Below are 19908 nucleotides of genomic sequence, written 5' to 3'. Positions count from 1 at the left end.
ACTTCAGTCGTGAAGCGCTTAAATAAGGAAATTATGAATTAATGAATGCTCTTGAATATGCCCAGCAAGCCAATGGTTCTTTTGCCTTACCCGACGCGTGTTTTAAAATAAAAGCCTTAATGGAAGATGACAGTTCTACGCTAGAAGATTTCGCCAATGTTATCAGTGTGGATCCCTCGATGACATCGCGTTTATTACAAATGTCTAATAGTGCAATTTACAGCTTCCCGGGTGAGATCAGTACCATTTCACGTGCCATTACTATTATTGGTACGCAAGCCATCTACAACCTGATGTTAGTCGACGTAGCCGCGACAGCCTTTAAGCACTTTTCAAATCAATCAATCGATTTAAAGCGCTTTTGGCGTCTCAGCGTATTTTGTGGTTTAGTGACAAAAAACTTAGCCATTACTGCTGGAATTCGAGACATAGAACGGCTATTTGTTGCGGGCTTATTACAAAATTTTGGCGAGCTTATTGTGGCCAAAATTTCGCCCGCGTTAGCAAAGCAATGTGAAGCTTATAATGCTGATGTATTACCATGGCAATTACAGCAACAGGTATTGGGTTTTAGTTACGCTGAAGTCTCTGCTGAGTTACTTAAAATTTGGCAGTTACCAGAAAAAATAATTTTACCTATTCGCCACCATCATAATGCCCATGATATTCAACTCAATAAAGATGTCCACGTGTTGTATTTAGCCTCAAGATTGGCATTAGTCGCGTGTCATCCTGAGATTTTTAGTTACGATGACAGTATTGATGCAACACTATGTCAGGCCTTAAAGATATCAACAGATGATTTAGAAATGGCGGCAAATTTTGCGACAATAGAAACAGATAATATCTTCAATATTATGAACGCAAAGTTTTATGGTTAATGCGGCTTAACAAGTGCAACAAATATTATACAGGCTACTCGATAAATGCTGCGGTTAAAAACAAGACTTTAATAAAGAAGCCTGCTAGCATCGATCAGTTAATAAAAGTTACCTCAATAAAAACGGGCGCTGTGAAGTAAAAAATTATAATTATTAGCCCTAAAAAAATACAACGAAGGATACTTATGAGTACAGAAAGAGAGCATTTCAGTTCCCGCTTAGGGTTCATTTTAGCCGCTGCGGGTTCTGCAGTTGGTATTGGTAATTTGGTTGGCTTTCCAGTGAATGCGGCCAAAAACGGTGGTGGTGCATTTTTATTAATGTACGCTGTTTTTGTTTTACTTATATGCTTACCTGTGATGGTTGCTGAAATGGCAGTTGGCCGCAAAACCGCGAAAGAACCGGTGGGAGCTTACAAAGCGTTGAGTGGCGGTAGTAAATCTTGGGGGGCGGCAGGTTTTCTTGGCGTGTTAACGCCCTTTATGATTGCTGTATTTTATATGGTGATAACGGTATGGATTTTTGGCTATCTTGTGCTAACACTAAGCGGTAATTTAGATTATTTAGCCAGTAATAACGGCTTTAGTGAGTTTGTTAATAGCCCCTACTTATTTTTGGGTATGATTGTCGTGGCAGCCATTATTAACTTTATTCTTGTGGCGGGTGTTAAAGATGGCATTGAGCGCGCCTCAAAAATATTGATGCCAACCTTGTTTATTATGCTACTGATTATGGTGGGTTATGTCCTAACACTAGAGAATGCGCTTTTAGGTGTTGAGTTCTTTTTAATTCCGGATGTTGCTAAAATTACCCCATCGGTAATTAATGGCGCTTTATCACAAGCATTTTTCTCCTTGTCTTTAGGTATGGGGATATTGATCACTTATGGCTCTTATATTGACCGTAAAACGGATATTGTTGGCTCCGCAAAACTTGTTGCTCTGACCGATACTGCAGTAGCATTCATCGCTGGCTTAATGATTTTACCCGCGGTATTTTCATTTAATCCCAACGTTAATCCAGCTGAATTAAGTGATAGTTCAGTGTCATTAATTTTTACCTTTTTACCTAAAATATTTTTAGCCTTACAAAGCTCAATCGGTTACATCGGCGCGAGTGCTGTTGCGGCATTTTTCTTCACTTTAGTATTCTTTGCCGCCATCACCTCACTAGTGTCAATTTTAGAAGTACCGGTTTCCTATCTAGTGACAGAGAAAAAACACAGTCGTAAGAAAGCATTGTCAATATTATTGATGAGTGCTGGGCTACTCACTATTTTTGCTACCTTGTCGTTTGGTATGGTGTCATTCTTTACCGAGTTTACCTCATATGCCGGCGGCGTTCGGTCATTTTTTGATGTGGTATATGATGTTTTCTACGAGACTATTTTACCCTTGAATGGCTTTTTATTATGTGTATTTGTTAGCTATCGTTGGAAGAAACTTAATTTATCTGAAGAGCTAGCGATAGGTAATGCAAACTATATAGGCTCTTGGGCCGAAAAGTATATTAACTTCTCCTTAGGTACTTTTATCCCTGTTATTGTTTTTGCTATCTTTATTAATACCGTGCTGCAAAAATTCTTTGGCTATAGCATCTTTGGCTTTTAACCATTTGGTAAGCAAGCATAATTTAAGACGAATAAAACACGTTAAATAAGACTTAATGCCGGATAATTTGTTATTATCCGGCCTTATTTTTTCTAGCTAGAGCTGCTTATAATGATTGAATTTATCTCCGTATCTGATTTTAGTGAAAGCCAGCGATTATTTCATGGCCGTGGCCATGCATACCCCGCATTGTCACATGTCAATGTTGATTGGTTTGAACCCGTAATTCTGATCAGTTTATATCAAGAAGTTGAAGCTAATTGGCTAGCAGAACAAGTAACGGCCTTACAGACTTTGACCGATAAGTGTCAATCAATTCAAGTGCAATACCGCTGTCGTAAATTTGCTCCATGTGAGTTGCTCTGGGGGCAGGAAGTCACGCACTTGTGTGCTCTAGAGTATGGTTTGAAATACTATATTAGTTTAGGTAAAGCGCAAAATTCGGGTTTGTTTTTGGATATGCGTAATGGCCGAGACTGGGTTCAAAAGCATAGTGAAAATAAGCAGGTATTAAATTTATTCTCTTATACTTGCGCTTTTTCTGTTGCGGCATTGGCTGGTAACGCCAGTAAAGTGGTGAACGTTGACATGAGTAAAAGCTCATTAACTAAAGGTCGAGAAAACCACAGATTAAACCAACAAGATCTCAGTAAAGTTATTTTTGAAGGTGTGGACATCTTTAAGTCTTATGGACGCCTGAAAAGGTATGGACCGTATCAGTTATTAGTGTGCGATCCGCCATCTTTTCAAAAAGGGAGTGTTGATATTGTCAGAGACTATAAGAAAATTATTCGTCGCTTGCCTGAGCTAATGTCAGACAATGGTGATGTATTGTTGTGCTTAAATTCTCCTGATCTTAATGTGGATTTTTTAATGGCTGAAGTTGTAAGAGAATGCCCTGAGTGCGTTTTTCAATATCAACTTAATACACCAGCAGTATTTAAAGAAGCGCATCAAGGTAAAGGGTTGAAATGTCTATATTTTATATATAAACCAAGCGAATAAATTTCAAATTTTTCTTGTCTAGTTTGCCTGTCTAGTTTAGGGGCAAGCAAACATTATTATCATTTATCTCAGATAGTGAACATTTGTCCACTTTACGTAGTCTTAATTTAGCACGACACGTGCGGCCAATAAAATCAAAAAGCTACCGGTAACCTTGTCTACCAGATGACTATTGGCTTTTAATTTTTCTAAAATAGGTCCGCGTGACATCATAAAAGCAATAATGACATACCACAGCATATCAATAATGCCGACAGTGGCGGTCATCACAGCTTTTTGCTGCCAACCTGCATTAGGATCAACAAACTGACTAAATAAAGCGAGAAAAAAAATCGCTAATTTAGGGTTCAAAAACGCAATCAAAAAACCATCTCGCCAACCATTAATGGTTGGATCTATTGTTTTACCTTGTTGGATAAACTGAATGTTTTGTTGTTTACTCATTAGCGCTTTAATACCCAAGTACAAAAGAAAAGCCGCACCAGCGTATTTTATGGCTGAAAACAACATGGGTGATTGCACAATAAGCAGGCCGATACCTGTTGCGGTTATTGCCGCATATAACGCCACACCTATGCCGTGACTGATGGCGGTGGCATAACCTTGGCCTGCACCACCATTTAAAGTGTTTTTAATCACTACGGCCAAGCTTGGGCCTGGTGAAAGGGCACCAAGAATACAAATAACCACTAGTGATAGCCATAAATGAAACTCCATAATTTAATGCGCCTTAGATTGGTCAAATTGGTTAAGTTGATTTGTGCGACTAATGTTGATTTTTAATGCGAAGAAAGCTGGCAAATTTTGGCACACCCCGTTGTGTTTTACCAATGTATTTATAGGTTATTATGCTGCCAATTTTAGGTGGTTGCTGGCGCTGCTGATCGGAAAAACCTGTGCCTATTTTAAAAGTGACACCTTCAGGAGTTTTTACTTTAACGGCGCCCAGTAAACCTTGGTATTTTCCTTTACCTAGCGTATGCGCAATGACTAGCGCTTCAGCGTCTTGATATATTTTTAGTTTTAATAGGCTCTTGCTACGGCCACTTTGATAATTTGCTGATGCTAGGTGCAGCATTAAGCCCTCGCCATTATGAGCAACAATGTCATCCAACAGATCATACAAGGCCATATTACTGGCGAGCTTTTTTTGCTTAATCATCGCTAGGTAAGGAGAGCTATTGCTGGCTATTAATTGCTTCATGGTCACAATACGCTGAGTAAAATTAGCGCTGTGGTTGGGCAGGTCGAAAAGCATTAATTTAAGTTTTTTCCAGCATTTTCCATCTGAATTTTTACGTCGAACACAGGCGCTGATTTGGGGGAATTGTCCTCGGCCGCTCCAAAGTTCACCTCCCATAGGTATTTTAGGCCAATGTTCAATAAACCAACTCGGTGGTGACAAGACATTGCCATTGCGGGTTAATAGTTGTTGTCCAGTCCAGTATCCGCGTACACCGTCTAACTTCTCGCTTACCCAGTAATCTTCAATAACCGCGCTCTGCTGATATTTACTAGCAAGCTGTAGCCGAGGCTTTTGTGGTTTTTTTATTTCTATGTTTGCTTGCTGAGCAAGTGCGCAGGGTAATACGAAGATTAACAGGTTAAAGCAGAAAATTTTTTGATATATATTTGCTTGAAACATCCTTGTTCCTTTTTAGTATCTGAGCCCAAATGATCAAACGAATATCTTGGGAAGTTTTAAAGAGAGTATAGAAGCATTTCAGCATTTAGGGCTATTCGTTTGCTTACTTACTTAAAAAATACTTAAACAATACATTAGGAAAACAATTATTTAAGGTCGAAATTTCTTCAATATTGACTACACTTTTGCATAAAATAGAATTTAATGGATGATAGTCGATGAAACGGATAATGTTTTCTAGCCTAATGTTGATGCTTTTATGCGCTTCATTTTCGGCGACAGCGGGGAAAAAACACTGCCAAGACTATCGTCAAAAACTCGATAATATTCAAGCGCAACAACGCCAAGCCAATACACATAAACGCAGTCATAGTTTGTCGAGCAAAGAAGCTAAAGCACGCGATAGATGGTGGCGCTGTGAAACCGGTAAACTTAAAGTTAAGTCCAAATCCAAATCCAAGCGAGAGAAGAAATCAAAGCAAAAGCTAGCTAGTAAGAAAGCGAAAAATAAAAGCCGTAGTCAATCCGCCGCCCTTAAGCTATACAAAAATAGTAAAGCTTTAGTGCCTTTTGCTAGCAATAACCCTCTAGTGATGCGTTCGAAGTATCAAGGTGAACAGTTGCAGGCTTGGCTGGTATTTTATCAACCAGCGAAAAAGTGTGCTCGACCAAAATCTATACAAGATTTTGCTAAATGTATTGAAGACAAGCGTAGCCAACAAACTGCATTTGAAAAAAGCTATTAAGCTTGTGTTTGTAGTATTCACTAATTGGTTGTCTTTTACACCACTTGGGTATCATGACTTTAAGGTGTTTTGAATTTAGTTATTTGATAACTAATGATAATTATTTTTGGAACGGCTTTTGCTCTTAACTTGTTAAGTAGGATTGTTAAATAGACTTGTTAAATAGACAAGTTAACAGTAAAGAGGGCGCAAAGTATGCAAAAAAATATAGGGTTAAAAACAAAGCGCATCGCAAGCATTATGCTAGGTTTTTTATGCTTATTGCTCGGTATGGTCTTTATCTTACTGCCTGGCCCTGCGGTGATTTTTATACCGCTGGGTTTAGCGATGTTGAGTTTGGAATACCCGTGGGCAAAAATAGGATTAAAAAAAAGCCAAGGCTACTTTCGTCAAGCGGCAGTAAAAACAGATCAAGGTTTGTCTTGGTTGGGGAGGAAATTACGTTGTTAATCGCTGCTGAGATGTGATTGTAACCGCTTACATAGTGCTTAATTTAAGCGCTAATGGTGGTGAGTCATTAGCGCTAATCTTAATGACTCACTTTTATTATATAGCGTTAACTTTGTTGGGCGATATACTGGGCTTTAGTATTATTATATTGCGTGACAATACTATCAATGGTCTCTTGGCAGTAGTCTCGCAAGCCACTTAGTAGCATAAACTTTTTACCGTGGCCGATGATTTTTTCTTGTGAAACTAAATCAAATGATAAACAGGCTTTACCGCGTTTGCCTTCTATCGCTAAAGTGGTTGAAGATAAACGCAAGGTGATATCTTGAAAATCAAGATTATCCAGTTTAATAGACATACTTTCATACATAACCATAGGGCGAGTTGGGTTGATCATCACCTTATTTTTTTGCATTAAGTCGACCAGAATATGTGGAAAAGTATGTCCTGAAAATTCAACATAAGCGCGCGTTAACGCTTCAATCGATTGGCTGTTTTTTGTGTGATTACCGGCAACCGAGATATTCAAATATTCTTTTTGCTTATCGTCAGTAATACGCGCGGTTGTGCTGATTTCTGTTGGAATATTTAAGGTAGTTGCATCTGTGACCATACCAGAAAATCTAAAGCTCATTTCTTGGTGCAATCCTGCGCGCTCTAATATTAATGAAAACAGTAAGTCACCTGGAACACAAAAGCGTTTAGCGTTTATGTCATGTAGAGGATTAAAGTCGTCAGCAATTTGTTTAGCAAAATCACTCGCCTGTTGACGTGTGAAACTAATTTTATCATCCGAAATCCGGCAATAATTCTCTAAAAACATGGAGTCTTGTCATCACTTTAAGCTATTGAAATCGGTGCTATTCTATCAGTATGCTTAGTCAAAATCGAAGTTTATTAATATTTAACGGACAAAGCAGACCAGTAAAAGTAGAGCCTTTAAGCTACAGTTGCAGCGAATAGCTATAAACGACTTGTTCTTTATTCTGCTTGTTAAGTTGCTTAAGTTGATACTCGCGACGACTTGCTTGCTGTCGATTTGGTTGAGATTCAGCGTAAGCTAAAGTTACCGGACGGCGAGCTCGAGTATATTTTGCCGCTTTTTTGTTACATTCGTTGTGCTCAAGTACCCGTCGTTCAAGTGAGGTGGTAATACCTGCATAAAGGCTATTGTCGGCACAACGAAGAAAATAAACGTACCACATAGTAATAAAGTCTGATTAGAGAGCTAATAATTCATTCTCGCAATTTTATTGTTGAGATTCGAGATAAAAATGAATTAATGCTAGCTGCTAGTTGGCGATTTTTATACTATCAGTGCCTGAAAAAATAATAGGTTGAGATATGTTGCAAACAGAAATAGGTGCTTTACGCAAAATGCGTGCGGATTTAGCGGCAGATGGTACGGTAAATTACCGTATGGTGCTCGGTGAGCAAGAAGTTGAGTTAAACCCACTGATAGGCAAGCACCTAACGCTCAGTTTTAGTGGTCATATAGATTGTCAGCATTGTGGCAGAAAAGTCAAAAAAAGTTATGCTCAAGGTTATTGTTTTCCTTGTATGCAAAAACTTGCGCAATGTGACATGTGTATCATGAAACCAGAAACTTGCCACTTTGAACAAGGCACTTGTCGAGAGCCAGCATGGGGCGAAAGTAATTGTATGATCCCGCATTATGTCTATCTCGCGAATACTTCAGGTTTAAAGGTTGGCATTACCCGTCATACACAAATTCCAACGCGTTGGATTGACCAGGGTGCTACACAAGCATTACCTATCTTTAAAGTCAGCACACGCTTACAATCAGGGTTAGTAGAAGTTGCTTTAGCTGAATTTATTGCGGATAAAACCAATTGGCGGGCGATGCTTAAAGGCAGTGCAGAAGCGATAGATTTAAAAGTTATTGCTGAAGAACTTAAGCCTAAAATCGCCGAAAAATTGGCAAGTGTTAGCTTAAAATATGGTGCTGATGCCGTGACTGAGTTGGATGAGGATGTGGTTAACTTGCATTTCCCCGTTAAGCAATATTTAACAAAAATATCATCTTTTAATTTTGATAAAACGCCCGAAGTTTCAGGTGTTTTACTGGGAATAAAAGGGCAATATTTGATTTTTGAAACGGGTGTGATTAATTTACGTAAATTTACGTCATATCATGTGAGTTTGCAGGTAAGTTAATTATTGCCAAGGATAATCAATTTACCTAGGATAGATTATATTTTAACTATTACGGGGCGGTTTAATTTTACCGCTACGTGAGTTATAGCGATAAAAGAGATGTGAGGATCATTATGAAGAATGTGAACGATTATGCAAAAGCAGCCGGTGAAATATTTGTACTTTCAGATTCTTTTGTCCGCATTAAAGAGTTGATTGATGATGAACAGTCAACGATTGACGATATTGCTGATGTTATTCTTTTGGACCCGGCATTAGTGGCAACCATTTTAAAACTTGCTAATAGCTCATTTTTTAATTATCCAGGAAAAATTGATACTATTTCAAAAGCCTTACTCGTGCTAGGTATTAACGAAGTTTATAATTTAGTGATAGCTTTTTTTACTAACCGCACCTTTAAAAGAGTCAATGTTGAACAGGACTATTTAGATGACTTTTGGTGTAAAAGTGTTGATTGTGCGCTCATTGTTAAATACATCGGCAGCAAACTTAATATCCCCAATGCTGAACGCTTGTTTATTATCGGGTTACTACACAACTTGGGTGAGCTTGTTGTTCAGCAAATATCTCCAGAAAAAATATTAGCGGCTAACAATTTTTCTTCACCCCAGCTCCCTTGGGAAAAGCAACATCATGAACTTGGTTTTACTTACGGTGAATGCAGCGCTGAACTTTTAAAGCAATGGCAATTACCGTATAGCATTATCGAGCCTATTCGTAATCAAGACAATAGCGATTTCTCTTACAGCACAGATGACACTAAACTCTTATATCTAGCAAAACGCATTATGTTGAGCCAGTTTGATTGTAGCTCACACCCTATTGAACTGTTATTAAGCGAAGATGCCTTGCAGCAATTACCGATAGATGAAAACACGATACAAGAGGCGATCAATTTTTGTGACTTAGAGCGTTTAAGTATGTTGGCCATTATAAATCCAGGCACAGCAATGATTTTTTAATTGTTATGCCATTTAATTGTTTATAGGAGATTAACCACAACTTATATCGATACCTTTCATGCATCAATATAAGTCTCTAGTCATTAAGTAAGCGCTAGCGACGACATTTTTTTAATGGCATTTTGGTTTGAAAAAACCTCAACGCCTCCCTGAGCATCAGGTTTTAATACCTCACTGAAAACTTCAACCGAACTGCTTAATATCAGCCTTTAATACCTCACTGAAAACCTCACCCGTTAGCTTAATGCAATTATGTCTTTAGTTTTTACATTAATGCCTGATATATCAGTTTGTAGTCAAAGCTACCGATTAAGCCTTACTCATTTAGCGCTATTTTCATTGTCTGGGGCTAATTTCTCTGGCTGAAAATATTGCACCAGTAGCTGACAAATAAATTTCATACGCACTATCGTGGTGCGGCAGTATTAAGCTAATATTTCCTATCTACTTGTTTTTGTATGATATTTTAATTGGCATGAAGATTGATAAGTATTAGTTAATAATAATTAGGGAATAACAACATGAAACTAGTAAGTGCAATTATAAAACCTTTCAAGCTTGATAGCGTCAGAGAGGCTATTTCTGAAATAGGCATTGAAGGTCTAACGGTCAGTGAAGTAAAAGGCTTTGGTCGCCAGAAAGGGCATACCGAATTATATCGGGGAGCTGAATATCAAGTAGATTTTCTCCCGAAAGTGAAACTTGAAATTGCGGTCAATGATGATGTTGTGCAACGGTTAGTTGATGCCATCGCAGAAGCAGCACATACCGGTAAAATTGGTGATGGCAAAATATTTGTTTATGACCTTGAGCATGCCGTGCGAATTCGTACTGGTGAACAAGACGTAGAAGCGATATAGGAGCAAAATTATGGAACAAAATATTTTTCAACTTCAGTACGCAATGGATACCTTTTATTTCCTCATTTGTGGCGCCTTGGTAATGTGGATGGCGGCAGGCTTTTCAATGTTAGAAGCCGGTTTAGTTCGAGCCAAGAATACCACAGAAATTTTGACTAAAAATGTCGCGCTCTATGCGATTTCTTGCATGATGTACTTATTTGTTGGTTACGACATTATGTATGGCGGCGGCATGTTCTTATCAGGCATTGAAACGGTTGATCCCGCCAAGGTATTAGAAAACTTTTCAGCACGAGAAGATGGTTTTACCGGTGCAGCAATATATTCGGCGGCATCTGATTTCTTTTTCCAAGTAGTTTTTGTTGCCACTGCCATGTCAATTGTCTCTGGTGCAGTAGCTGAGCGCATGAAACTATGGGCCTTTTTAGCTTTTGCTGTAGTGTTAACCGGCGTTATATACCCAATGGAAGGCAGCTGGACTTGGGGTGGTAATGCTGTTTTTGGTTTATATACTCTCTCTGAACTGGGTTTTTCTGACTTTGCTGGCTCGGGTATCGTACATATGGCAGGTGCAGCCGCGGCATTAGCGGGTGTTTTACTGTTAGGAGCACGTAAAGGTAAATACGGTAAAAATGGCCAAATAAACGCTATACCAGGCTCAAACCTGCCAATGGCAACGTTAGGAACATTTATTTTATGGATGGGTTGGTTTGGCTTTAACGGTGGTTCAGTATTGAAGCTTGGCGATATTGCTAGTTCACACTCAGTCGCTATGGTGTTTCTAAATACCAATGCAGCAGCAGCGGCAGGTGCAATCTCGGCGTTAGTTTTAGCGAAATTACTCTTTAAAAAAGCAGATTTAACTATGGCGTTAAATGGTGCTTTGGCAGGACTAGTGGTTATTACGGCTGAGCCATCAACACCGACACCTATTCAGGCCACCTTGTTTGGCGCTATTGCAGGTATTGTGGTGGTGTTATCCATTATCAGTTTAGATAAAATAAAAATTGATGATCCGGTGGGTGCTATCTCAGTACACGGCGTGGTTGGTTTACTGGGCTTATTATTAGTGCCGTTAACCAATAGTGCATCAAGCTTTAGCGGGCAATTAATTGGTGCTGCAACCATTTTTGTTTGGGTGTTCTCTACTAGTTTGGTGGTCTGGTTTGTGCTGAAAAAAGTTATCGGTATCAGAGTCAGCGAAGACGAAGAATACGAAGGTTGTGATCAATCTGATTGTGGTATGGAAGCCTATCCAGAGTTTACTCGTGGCTAAATAACTTAAGTTAATAAAGCGATTAAAACATTAAAAGCCTGTGTCTTAACTTACACAGGCTTTTATTATTTTAATTACTCAATACTCAGCTTGATTATTTATAACAGAGCAAGGGTTTTAAATATTTATCAAACTTCTACTACCATTAGTCATAAAGTGTGTAAGATTAGGCTATTAACCGATATGTTTATGAGTGGATTGTTAGATGGCAAGAGAGCAGTTTGGTGTTTGTGCAGAGCCCAGTCTTCACGGATATTATTTATTATTTAATGCGTTAGATGATAAAAATTTATTTTTACGTAAAGCACTATCGCGTTTACCCGCCTTATTTGATAAATATGCAGATCGTTTTTCAGAAGCTAATTTAGCTGGCGTTATTGCGATTGGCACAAACTTTTGGGATGAACTTTACCCGCAAGGACGGCCTAAGCATTTACGCCAATTTCCAGAAATGGCGATAGAAGACCGCACCGCTCCAGCAAATAACTATGATCTTTATATCGAAATTCGTGGCGACCGAGCTGACGTAAATCATATTGTTGCGACAAAAGTTTGTCAGTTATTAGCGGATAGTGTTGAATTGGTTGAGCAAGTTCGAGCGTTTCGATTTTTAGACGGTCGAGACTTAACGGGCTTTGTTGATGGCACTGAAAATCCACAAGGCCATCACCGTCGTCGTGTTGCGCTGATTACTGACGCACAAGATGCCGAATTTTCTGCCGGTAGTTACCTGCATATCCAGCGTTATCGCCATAACTTAAATTTGTGGAACTCATTGGAAGTTAAAGAACAAGAAGACGTTTTCTCACGTACTAAAGTGAACAATGAAGAATATTCAGAAGAAAATAAAGCGCCATCTTCACATATTAAGCGGGTTAATTTAAAAGACAGTGCAGGCAATAGCCTTGAAATATTACGCCAAAGTATGCCGTATGGTGATATGAAGCTGCAAGGCTTGTTCTTCGTTGCTTATTGTCACTCGCCAGAGCCTTTTGAATTAATGCTAAAAAGTATGATTGCTGGTGATGCTCATGGCCATAGTGATCATCTACTCAAGTATACACAAGCGGAAACGGGGGCCGCATTTTTTGTACCTAGCTTAAATGTTTTGGCACAGCTTGGTAACTAACACTGGGCATTTTAGTGCCAACGCTATATTGCTTGGCAGATTAATATAGCGTTGAGCGACACTTAATGAAACCTAATCAGTAAACCCAACCCTGAATGAAAGACTTAAGTTAAGTTTTTCAAAAATAATGCTTCAAGTCTAACAATGGTTTGTTTTATTGCTTTAACGTCAGTCGGGGCAATAAAAATAGTATCATCACCAGCAATAGTGCCGAGTACACCATCACTTTTACTTAAACTGTCGAGTAAGCGCGCGATTAATTGCGCCGCACCAGGACTCGTTCGAATAATCACCATAACGTCATTGTGCTCAATATCGAGTACTAATTGTTTGAGTGGGCTTTTAGCCGTAGGCATACCCAATTCTGCCGGCAAGCAATAAACCATTTCTTGCCGGGCATTACGGGTTCGTACCGCACCAAACTTGCTTAGCATACGCGATACTTTTGACTGACTAATATTTTCAAAGCCCTGAGATTTTAAGGCTTCGGCAATATCAGCTTGTGAACTAAATTGTTCTTGCTTTAATAAATCTTTGAACGCTTGTACTAAAGCTTCTTGTTTTTGTTGTCCGCTCATATAGGTCCATTACTTGATAGAAATTAGGGTCGACTATTATTGATATATAATACCTACTTAAGACCTAAGTATTATTTCATAATTTTTATTATACGTTATCCTTATAAGGCAATACAGGTTAATAATTCTCAGTCTACCAACTCAATTAAGTTTGTTAAGCTTACTAAGTTAATTTAAGTTAATTTAATTTAAGTTAAGTCCGATCTGGCTAAGTTATTGAGCATGAAACGTTAGAGACACGGGTTTATAGTTCAAGATTGAAGCTGTGGCTGTGTGCGATCTTTATTAAAATTAATAATACCGAACATAAGTCTTATAAACTGGTCCTTTGGGTATTTAGTTGTAAACTTATAACCATTGAAAATAAATCTAATATACCGCTGAATTAATACAGTAGGTAAGGCGGCTTAGAGCGTAAATCCAAGCCTAATTATCTATAAAATATTTTGCTTGTGCTAAATTCATTCAGAGGCGATAAATTGTACAATTAATTAATCTGTTTGGTAAAATCATTGTTTTTTGGCCATTTTTACTATATCTTTTGGCCGACAAATTATTACGTAATTACTCAAATTTCTGGAGACATCGAATGAAAGTTGCTGTGCTAGGCGCTGCTGGTGGTATTGGCCAAGCGTTATCTTTACTATTAAAAACTCAATTACCTGCAGGTTCTGAGTTATCTTTATATGACGTTGCACCCGTTGTTCCAGGTGTTGCCGTTGACTTATCACACATCCCAACAGCAGTAAAAGTTGCTGGTTTTGGTGCTGATGATCTTGCCGGTGCCCTTACTGGAGCTGACATTGTTATTATTCCAGCCGGTATGCCGCGTAAACCTGGTATGGACCGTGCAGACTTATTTGCTGTTAATGCCGGTATTATTAAAACCTTAGCAGAAGGCATTGTTGCAAATTGCCCTAAAGCGCTAGTCGGTATTATTACTAATCCAGTAAACGGTACTGTGCCAATTGTTGCTGAAGTTTTCAAAAAAGCCGGTACTTACGATAAAAACCGCGTTTTTGGTGTTACAACGCTTGACGTTATTCGCTCTGAAGCTTTCATTGCTGAATTAAAAGGCTTGAACGTAAGTGAAGTTAAAATCCCAGTAATTGGTGGCCATTCAGGTACCACAATTTTACCACTGCTTTCACAAGTTCAAGGTGTAACTTTCTCTGATGAAGAAGTTGCGGCTTTAACACCTCGCATTCAAAATGCCGGTACTGAAGTAGTCAATGCTAAAGCGGGTGGTGGTTCTGCTACGCTTTCAATGGGCGCTGCTGCTGCTCGTTTTTGTTTATCTTTAGTTAAAGGTTTACAAGGTGAAGATGTTGTTGATTACGCTTACGTAGACGTTGAAGGCGGCGATGCGGCATACTTTGCTCACCCAATTCGTTTAGGTGTTAATGGTATTGCTGAAATATTACCTTACGGCGAGCTAAGTGCATTTGAACAAAAAGCAAAAGATGACATGCTTGCAACATTAAAAGCTGATATCAAAGAAGGTGTTGATTATATCAACGGCTAATTTGTTATAAATTTTGCTTTAAAAACCGCGTTTAACGCGGTTTTTTGTTGCCTAAATTTTGTCGATGGACGCTGTTATGCTAACAAAGTTATGTTGATAAAGTGGATGATAAATCAAAGCTTTAGTCGCGACTTTATTAATCATCCTTTATGCTGATTTCCTAGCCTAAATTCGACATTGGCTCCTGAAGTTGAACGGGATAAACTCCAGATTAGAAATAAAATGAACCGCCTAGATTTATTTTTCCTGCGCACAACAAAATCAGCAACTTAATGGCATTGGTATAATGTCAAAAAATTGGTAAAATGCAGATAACTTCATTAAACATAACTGTAATATGACTCAGCCCTTTAGTTACCAAACAACATTTATATTAGACAAATCTCATTTTAGTGAATGCTATAATGAATCGGTACCCGCGCCAACTTTCGCTGCGTTATATCGTAAAGGCGCATTTTTGCTACTGATAGGCGCATTGTTGGTGATGTTTTCTGAACTTAATCCGTATGCCGCTTGGTTTATTTTCTCTTTAGGCTTGTTAGAGATTGTCAGCAGTCGCTATAAAAAAGCCTGGTGGGTGGCACGTCAGATGTTAAGTAAAGTGGCAAAAGCTGAGGTGAGCTTAAAAATTGATGCAGACAGTGTGCATATATCGTCATTTTATAACGACAACAAGATGAAATTTAGCGATATAGAGCGAATAATACCCACAGATCATGGTTGGTTAATTAGTCATAATTCATTTAGACACTATATTTCTAATCGTTGCCTCAATGCATCAGCTCAGGCTTTTTTACAGGCTAAAGTTAGCCAATAGATAGGCTGTCATGCTGATGATTTTTCCTGAAGAACTTTTTATCTTTCTGGTTGAGTAAAATTTTAGTAAAAGCGCATGAAAGTTGAATGAGAATAATTCTCAAAAACCTTGACAGTGATCAGTATCTTGATTAGTCTGACGGAAAATATAAATTCATCAATTTTATGATTATTTAGGCGGGCTTCACGTTGAATAAAATCTTATTTTCTCCTTTGGTATTAGTTGCACTTTTAGCGGCAAGTTTTAATGTGTCAGCAACTGACGAGGTTAATGTTTACTCTTACCGTCAACCGTTTCTGGTTGAGCCTTTATTTAATGAATTCACTAAAACAAGCGGTATTAAGGTTAATGTAGTTTTTGCCAAAAAAGGTATGGCCGAACGCCTATCACGTGAAGGTGAATACAGTCCGGCAGATATCTTATTAACCACAGATATTAGCCGCTTAATTGAATTAAAAGATAATGGCTTATTACAATCGGCTCAATCTGCTGAATTAAGTGCGGCAATTCCTGCGCAATTTAAAGCGGCTGACAATACTTGGTATGCCTTAACTACACGGGTACGAAATATTTACTCAGCAAAAAGATTAGGTAAAATTGACTTTAATTATGAAGATCTTGCTGATGAAAAATACCAAGGTCGAATTTGTACACGCAGTGGTAAGCATCCTTACAATGTTGCTTTAGTGGCATCTATGATTGCAGAACACGGTGAAGCAGATACGCTGACTTGGTTACAAAAATTTAAAGCCAATTTAGCGCGTAAACCACAAGGCAGTGATCGTGCACAAGTGCAAGCCATTCACCAAAACTTATGTGACATCTCGTTAGGTAATAGTTATTACTTTGGTAATATGCTCAAAGATGAAAAACAAAAGCTTTGGGCTGAGGCGGTTTATATTAACTTCCCGAATCAAAGTAATCGTGGTGCCCATGTTAATATTTCCGGAATGGCGATGGCAAAATATGCGCCAAATAAAGTCAATGCATTAGCATTAATGAATTTTTTAGTGTCAGCGCCGGCGCAAAAAATGTATGCGGAAACCAACATGGAATATCCTGTACGCCCAGGGGTAAAACCCTCTGAATTAGTCGCTGCTTGGGGAGAGTTCAAAGCCGACAGTTTACCGCTAGAAACTATTGCTAAACACCGTAAAGCCGCTTTGATTTTACTGGATAAAGCAAAATTTGATTTATAGCGCTTATCATTAAGTTCTCGCCTCGTGCTCACCGGTAATAAAAACACCAGTTGGAAATTCTTCAGCTGGTTTTTTGCTTTAGCCTTAATGTCGCCCATTGTGGTGATGTTATTGGGCAGCATTAATGCGTCCAGCGATCTTTTTAGCCATTTATGGGCCACGGTATTACCTGAATATATCCGTAATACCCTGGTACTTGGGGTGTTGGTGGCCTTGTTATCATTTTGCTTTGGTGTGCCGGCAGCCGCTCTTATTAGCCAAACTAATATTGTTATGGGCAAGCAGTTAAGATGGTTGCTGATGTTACCGCTCGCAATGCCTGCGTATTTAGTCGCTTATCTATATACCGATTTATTTGATTATGCTGGCCCTGTGCAACGGTTATTGCGCGCGTGGTTTGATTGGCAATCACCCAATGATTATTACTTTTTTGATATTAGAACCATAGGTGGTGCAGCCGTTGTTATTGCCTTGGTCATGTTCCCTTATGTTTACATGTTGACACGCACCGCTTTTGAGCAACAAGACCGTAACTTGTTAAGAGCAAGTCGGTTATTGGGTTGTACTGAGCGACAAAGTTTTTTTCAGATGACCTTACCTTTAGCTCGTCCGGCTATTGCTGTGTCATTAGCGTTAGTCACCATGGAAACATTAGCCGACTTTGCCACTGTGCAATATTTTGCTGTCAGTACGTTAACCACAGCTATTTATGATACTTGGCTTGGCTACAATGATTTTGCCGCCGCTAACGCATTAGCCAGTGTGTTGATGTTATTTATTTTATTTATTGTCGTCGCAGAGCAACGCGCTAGAGCGGGGCAGCGACATCAATCAAGCCGGCCAAATACCCAACACCAGCGTAAGCAGCTTAGTGTTGCTCAGCAAATCATTGGCAGTATATTTTGTTGGTTTTTAGTTTTTGCTGGTTTTTTATTGCCGGTTATTTTATTGCTTGTGATGGTAATAGATTATGCCGATTACCAACAGCTTGTGGCATTAATTGCTACCGGTAAAAACAGTATTGAAATTGCGACTTATACCGCTACCATCGCCACGTTCATTGCCTTAATACTGGCTTTATTTCAACGTTTACATCAAAGCCGTTCTCGTATGTTCCCGGTGCAAATTTCTGGTTTTGGTTATGCTATTCCAGGTACTGTGCTTGCGATGGCCATGCTCGCCACTTTTGGCCCATTAGATCATGCTATTAACGACGTGGCTAAGGCGTTAGGTTTTGCCGCGCCTGGATTAATATTGTCAGGCACGGTTTTTGCTATTGTATTTGCTTATATCGTCAGGTTTTCAGCTATTGCCAACGGCACTATTAGTGCGGGTATAGACCAAATTCCAAAATCACTTGATTTAGCACCAGGGAGCTTAGGTGTAACCACCTTATCAGCTATTTTTCGTGTTCATCTGCCGTTATTAAAATCATCTATTTTGGTGGCTTGGTTGTTAGTTTTTGTTGAAGCCATGAAAGAGTTACCTGCGGTACTGTTATTGCGACCCTTTAACTTTGAAACCTTGAGTACGCAGATATATCAGCTTATCTCAGATGAACGTTTAGAGCAGGGCGCGTTAGGCGCTATCTTAATTGTCTTGTTTGGCTTATTGCCGATTATTATTCTCAACCGCCAGAAGGACACCCAGTGAAACCACTGATTAATATTGAAAATTTAACCGTTGAATTACAAACAAAAGTGATTTTAACGCAAGTTGATTTATCATTGGCTAAAGGTGAAATATTAGGACTGGTTGGCCCTAGTGGTTGTGGCAAAACAACCTTACTCAACACCTTAGCTGGTTTTGTCGCACAAAGTGCGGGCACCATTGAAATTAACCCCAGCAATAATCAGCAAATAAAAATCAGTACTGCAGACATGTTGCCGGCAGAACAACGTAATATTGGGATGATATTTCAAGACTATGCTCTGTTCCCTCACCTTAGCGTGAATGAAAATATTTGCTTTGGCCTGAAAAAATTAACGAAAATAGAGCAAAATAAACGCTGTAAAGAGTTACTGACTTTACTTGAATTAACTGAGTTTGGACAAGGTTACCCGCATCAATTATCTGGTGGCCAGCAGCAACGAGTCGCTATCGCCCGTGCTTTAGCTCCACAACCGAGTTTATTATTACTTGATGAACCTTTTTCAAATATTGATGCCAGGCTACGTAATGAATTAATGATTGAAATCAGGCGGTTATTAAAACGTTTGGGTATGACGGCTATTTTTGTTACTCATAATAAAGATGAAGTGTTCACCTTTGCGGATAAAATTGCCGTTATGCATCAAGGGAAGGTGCTACAAATTGGCTCTCCTGCTAACGTTTGCCAGCAGCCTAACAGTTGGCAAGTAGCTGACTTTTTACAACTGGGGAGTTGGCTGCCGGTAGCATTACTGGCGGATTATAATCACGCGCCAGTAACCAGCTTAATTGGTCAATTAGCGTCTAGTGCCATCGTTAATGCACCAGTAGATAATAAGAGTGACTCGACACTTAGTTACCAATTATTGGTTAAACCCAACAATATCGAGTTATGCGGACAACAGAGCAGTAATGTCATCGTTGAACATATCGGCGTAACCGAACAAGGCTATCACTATTTACTCAGCAGTACTGAGCAAAATAGCGCACTAGCCTTCTCAGAACTGAGCTTTTATAGCCAAGAACTGTTTGCCTTAGGTGATAAATTAGCGATAAAGTTAAAGGGCGAAGACTTTAACTTATACACTCGCTCTACTTAAATATGCAGATTTTTTCCAGTTGAAAGGATGGGTTTATTATTACTGGCATTAATTTTTGACACTAAAATGACTTTTTTAGTTACAAAAAAGTTAATTTTCAGTCTAAATTGGGCGTCAGATCCACAAAAGTGCACAATTTCATTCACTTCCCTCAAAGCCTTTATTTACAGGCATTCAGCGCTATGGATTTACAAAAACTTTACTTGACATAAGTTTACTTTTCTCACTAAACTGTAATAATGTGGTGAAAAGTGGGAATTAGTGGATCGCAGGTGATCCGAACACAATTAAAGTGGA

Annotated in this window: 20 protein-coding genes; 15 read left to right on the top strand and 5 right to left on the bottom strand. The window is 38.9% G+C overall.

Going from position 1 to position 19908, the window contains the following annotated elements; translation table 11 throughout:
• Nucleotides 1-41 precede the first annotated feature (41 nt).
• From H4J59_RS15440 to H4J59_RS15430, 3 genes are all read left to right on the top strand, one after another.
• Nucleotides 42-881, top strand: a complete 840-nt coding sequence (locus tag H4J59_RS15440) for an HDOD domain-containing protein (protein ID WP_182240843.1) — start codon at nt 42-44, stop codon at nt 879-881.
• A 185-nt stretch (nt 882-1066) separates the two neighbouring features.
• Nucleotides 1067-2491 (top strand): sodium-dependent transporter, encoded by a 1425-nt coding sequence (locus H4J59_RS15435; RefSeq protein ID WP_182240841.1) that lies wholly within the window; start codon nt 1067-1069, stop codon nt 2489-2491.
• A gap of 111 nt (nt 2492-2602) precedes the next feature.
• Entirely contained in the window at nt 2603-3496 is an 894-nt protein-coding gene (locus tag H4J59_RS15430; RefSeq protein WP_182240839.1) for a class I SAM-dependent methyltransferase, read from the top strand.
• Between the two features lie 102 nt (nt 3497-3598).
• Here the strand turns inward: H4J59_RS15430 and H4J59_RS15425 are convergent, their stop codons facing one another.
• Both H4J59_RS15425 and H4J59_RS15420 read right to left on the bottom strand, forming a co-directional pair.
• The gene (locus tag H4J59_RS15425) at nt 3599-4213 is read right to left on the bottom strand and encodes a LysE family translocator (RefSeq protein WP_182240837.1); all 615 of its coding nucleotides are present in this window, start codon (nt 4211-4213) and stop codon (nt 3599-3601) included.
• 49 nt (nt 4214-4262) lie between these two features.
• The gene (locus H4J59_RS15420) at nt 4263-5141 is read right to left on the bottom strand and encodes a DNA ligase (protein ID WP_182240835.1); all 879 of its coding nucleotides are present in this window, start codon (nt 5139-5141) and stop codon (nt 4263-4265) included.
• Between the two features lie 218 nt (nt 5142-5359).
• On the opposite strand from H4J59_RS15420, the gene H4J59_RS15415 reads away from it, so the two are divergent.
• Entirely contained in the window at nt 5360-5887 is a 528-nt protein-coding gene (locus H4J59_RS15415) for a hypothetical protein (RefSeq protein ID WP_182240833.1), read from the top strand.
• Nucleotides 5888-6082: 195 nt separating this feature from the next.
• Nucleotides 6083-6337, top strand: coding sequence for a PGPGW domain-containing protein (locus tag H4J59_RS15410; RefSeq protein WP_182240831.1), 255 nt, complete (start codon nt 6083-6085; stop codon nt 6335-6337).
• A gap of 106 nt (nt 6338-6443) precedes the next feature.
• Here the strand turns inward: H4J59_RS15410 and H4J59_RS15405 are convergent, their stop codons facing one another.
• The gene (locus H4J59_RS15405) at nt 6444-7160 is read right to left on the bottom strand and encodes a DUF3581 family protein (protein ID WP_182240829.1); all 717 of its coding nucleotides are present in this window, start codon (nt 7158-7160) and stop codon (nt 6444-6446) included.
• A gap of 121 nt (nt 7161-7281) precedes the next feature.
• The gene (locus H4J59_RS15400; protein WP_182240827.1) at nt 7282-7542 is read right to left on the bottom strand and encodes a GIY-YIG nuclease family protein; all 261 of its coding nucleotides are present in this window, start codon (nt 7540-7542) and stop codon (nt 7282-7284) included.
• A gap of 172 nt (nt 7543-7714) precedes the next feature.
• Between H4J59_RS15400 and H4J59_RS15395 the strand changes: the two genes are divergently transcribed.
• The 5 genes from H4J59_RS15395 (at nt 7715) to H4J59_RS15375 (ending at nt 12742) form a co-directional block, all read left to right on the top strand.
• Nucleotides 7715-8515: a DUF2797 domain-containing protein gene (locus H4J59_RS15395; protein WP_404852028.1), complete on the top strand. Its 801-nt coding sequence runs from the start codon at nt 7715-7717 to the stop codon at nt 8513-8515.
• 113 nt (nt 8516-8628) lie between these two features.
• Nucleotides 8629-9477 (top strand): HDOD domain-containing protein, encoded by an 849-nt coding sequence (locus H4J59_RS15390; protein ID WP_182240823.1) that lies wholly within the window; start codon nt 8629-8631, stop codon nt 9475-9477.
• A 521-nt stretch (nt 9478-9998) separates the two neighbouring features.
• Nucleotides 9999-10337: a P-II family nitrogen regulator gene (locus H4J59_RS15385; RefSeq protein ID WP_182136611.1), complete on the top strand. Its 339-nt coding sequence runs from the start codon at nt 9999-10001 to the stop codon at nt 10335-10337.
• A 10-nt stretch (nt 10338-10347) separates the two neighbouring features.
• The gene (locus H4J59_RS15380) at nt 10348-11613 is read left to right on the top strand and encodes an ammonium transporter (protein ID WP_182240821.1); all 1266 of its coding nucleotides are present in this window, start codon (nt 10348-10350) and stop codon (nt 11611-11613) included.
• Between the two features lie 205 nt (nt 11614-11818).
• Complete coding sequence (locus tag H4J59_RS15375; protein ID WP_182240819.1) at nt 11819-12742, top strand: Dyp-type peroxidase; 924 nt, start codon at nt 11819-11821, stop codon at nt 12740-12742.
• Between the two features lie 104 nt (nt 12743-12846).
• On the opposite strand, the gene argR is transcribed toward H4J59_RS15375, so the two are convergent.
• Nucleotides 12847-13320 carry a transcriptional regulator ArgR gene (gene argR / locus H4J59_RS15370; protein ID WP_182136608.1) on the bottom strand — a complete coding sequence of 158 codons (474 nt, stop codon included), beginning with the start codon at nt 13318-13320 and terminating at the stop codon, nt 12847-12849.
• A gap of 589 nt (nt 13321-13909) precedes the next feature.
• On the opposite strand from argR, the gene mdh reads away from it, so the two are divergent.
• The 5 genes from mdh (at nt 13910) to H4J59_RS15345 (ending at nt 19611) form a co-directional block, all read left to right on the top strand.
• Nucleotides 13910-14845, top strand: a complete 936-nt coding sequence (gene mdh, locus H4J59_RS15365; RefSeq protein ID WP_182136607.1) for a malate dehydrogenase — start codon at nt 13910-13912, stop codon at nt 14843-14845.
• A gap of 337 nt (nt 14846-15182) precedes the next feature.
• The gene (locus H4J59_RS15360; protein WP_182240817.1) at nt 15183-15662 is read left to right on the top strand and encodes a YcxB family protein; all 480 of its coding nucleotides are present in this window, start codon (nt 15183-15185) and stop codon (nt 15660-15662) included.
• A gap of 197 nt (nt 15663-15859) precedes the next feature.
• Complete coding sequence (locus tag H4J59_RS15355; protein ID WP_310733208.1) at nt 15860-16861, top strand: extracellular solute-binding protein; 1002 nt, start codon at nt 15860-15862, stop codon at nt 16859-16861.
• A 24-nt stretch (nt 16862-16885) separates the two neighbouring features.
• Nucleotides 16886-18514 (top strand): iron ABC transporter permease, encoded by a 1629-nt coding sequence (locus H4J59_RS15350; protein WP_310733207.1) that lies wholly within the window; start codon nt 16886-16888, stop codon nt 18512-18514.
• Complete coding sequence (locus H4J59_RS15345; RefSeq protein ID WP_182240813.1) at nt 18511-19611, top strand: ABC transporter ATP-binding protein; 1101 nt, start codon at nt 18511-18513, stop codon at nt 19609-19611. The genes H4J59_RS15350 and H4J59_RS15345 overlap by 4 nt, the downstream gene beginning before the upstream one ends.
• Nucleotides 19612-19908: the final 297 nt, after the last annotated feature.

The organism is Colwellia sp. MB02u-10 (genome assembly GCF_014077185.1).
In the GTDB taxonomy this organism is placed as follows: Bacteria; Pseudomonadota; Gammaproteobacteria; order Enterobacterales; family Alteromonadaceae; genus Cognaticolwellia.
The sequence above is the reverse complement of the archived record's forward strand: the minus strand, read 5'-3'. Positions and strand labels throughout refer to the sequence as shown.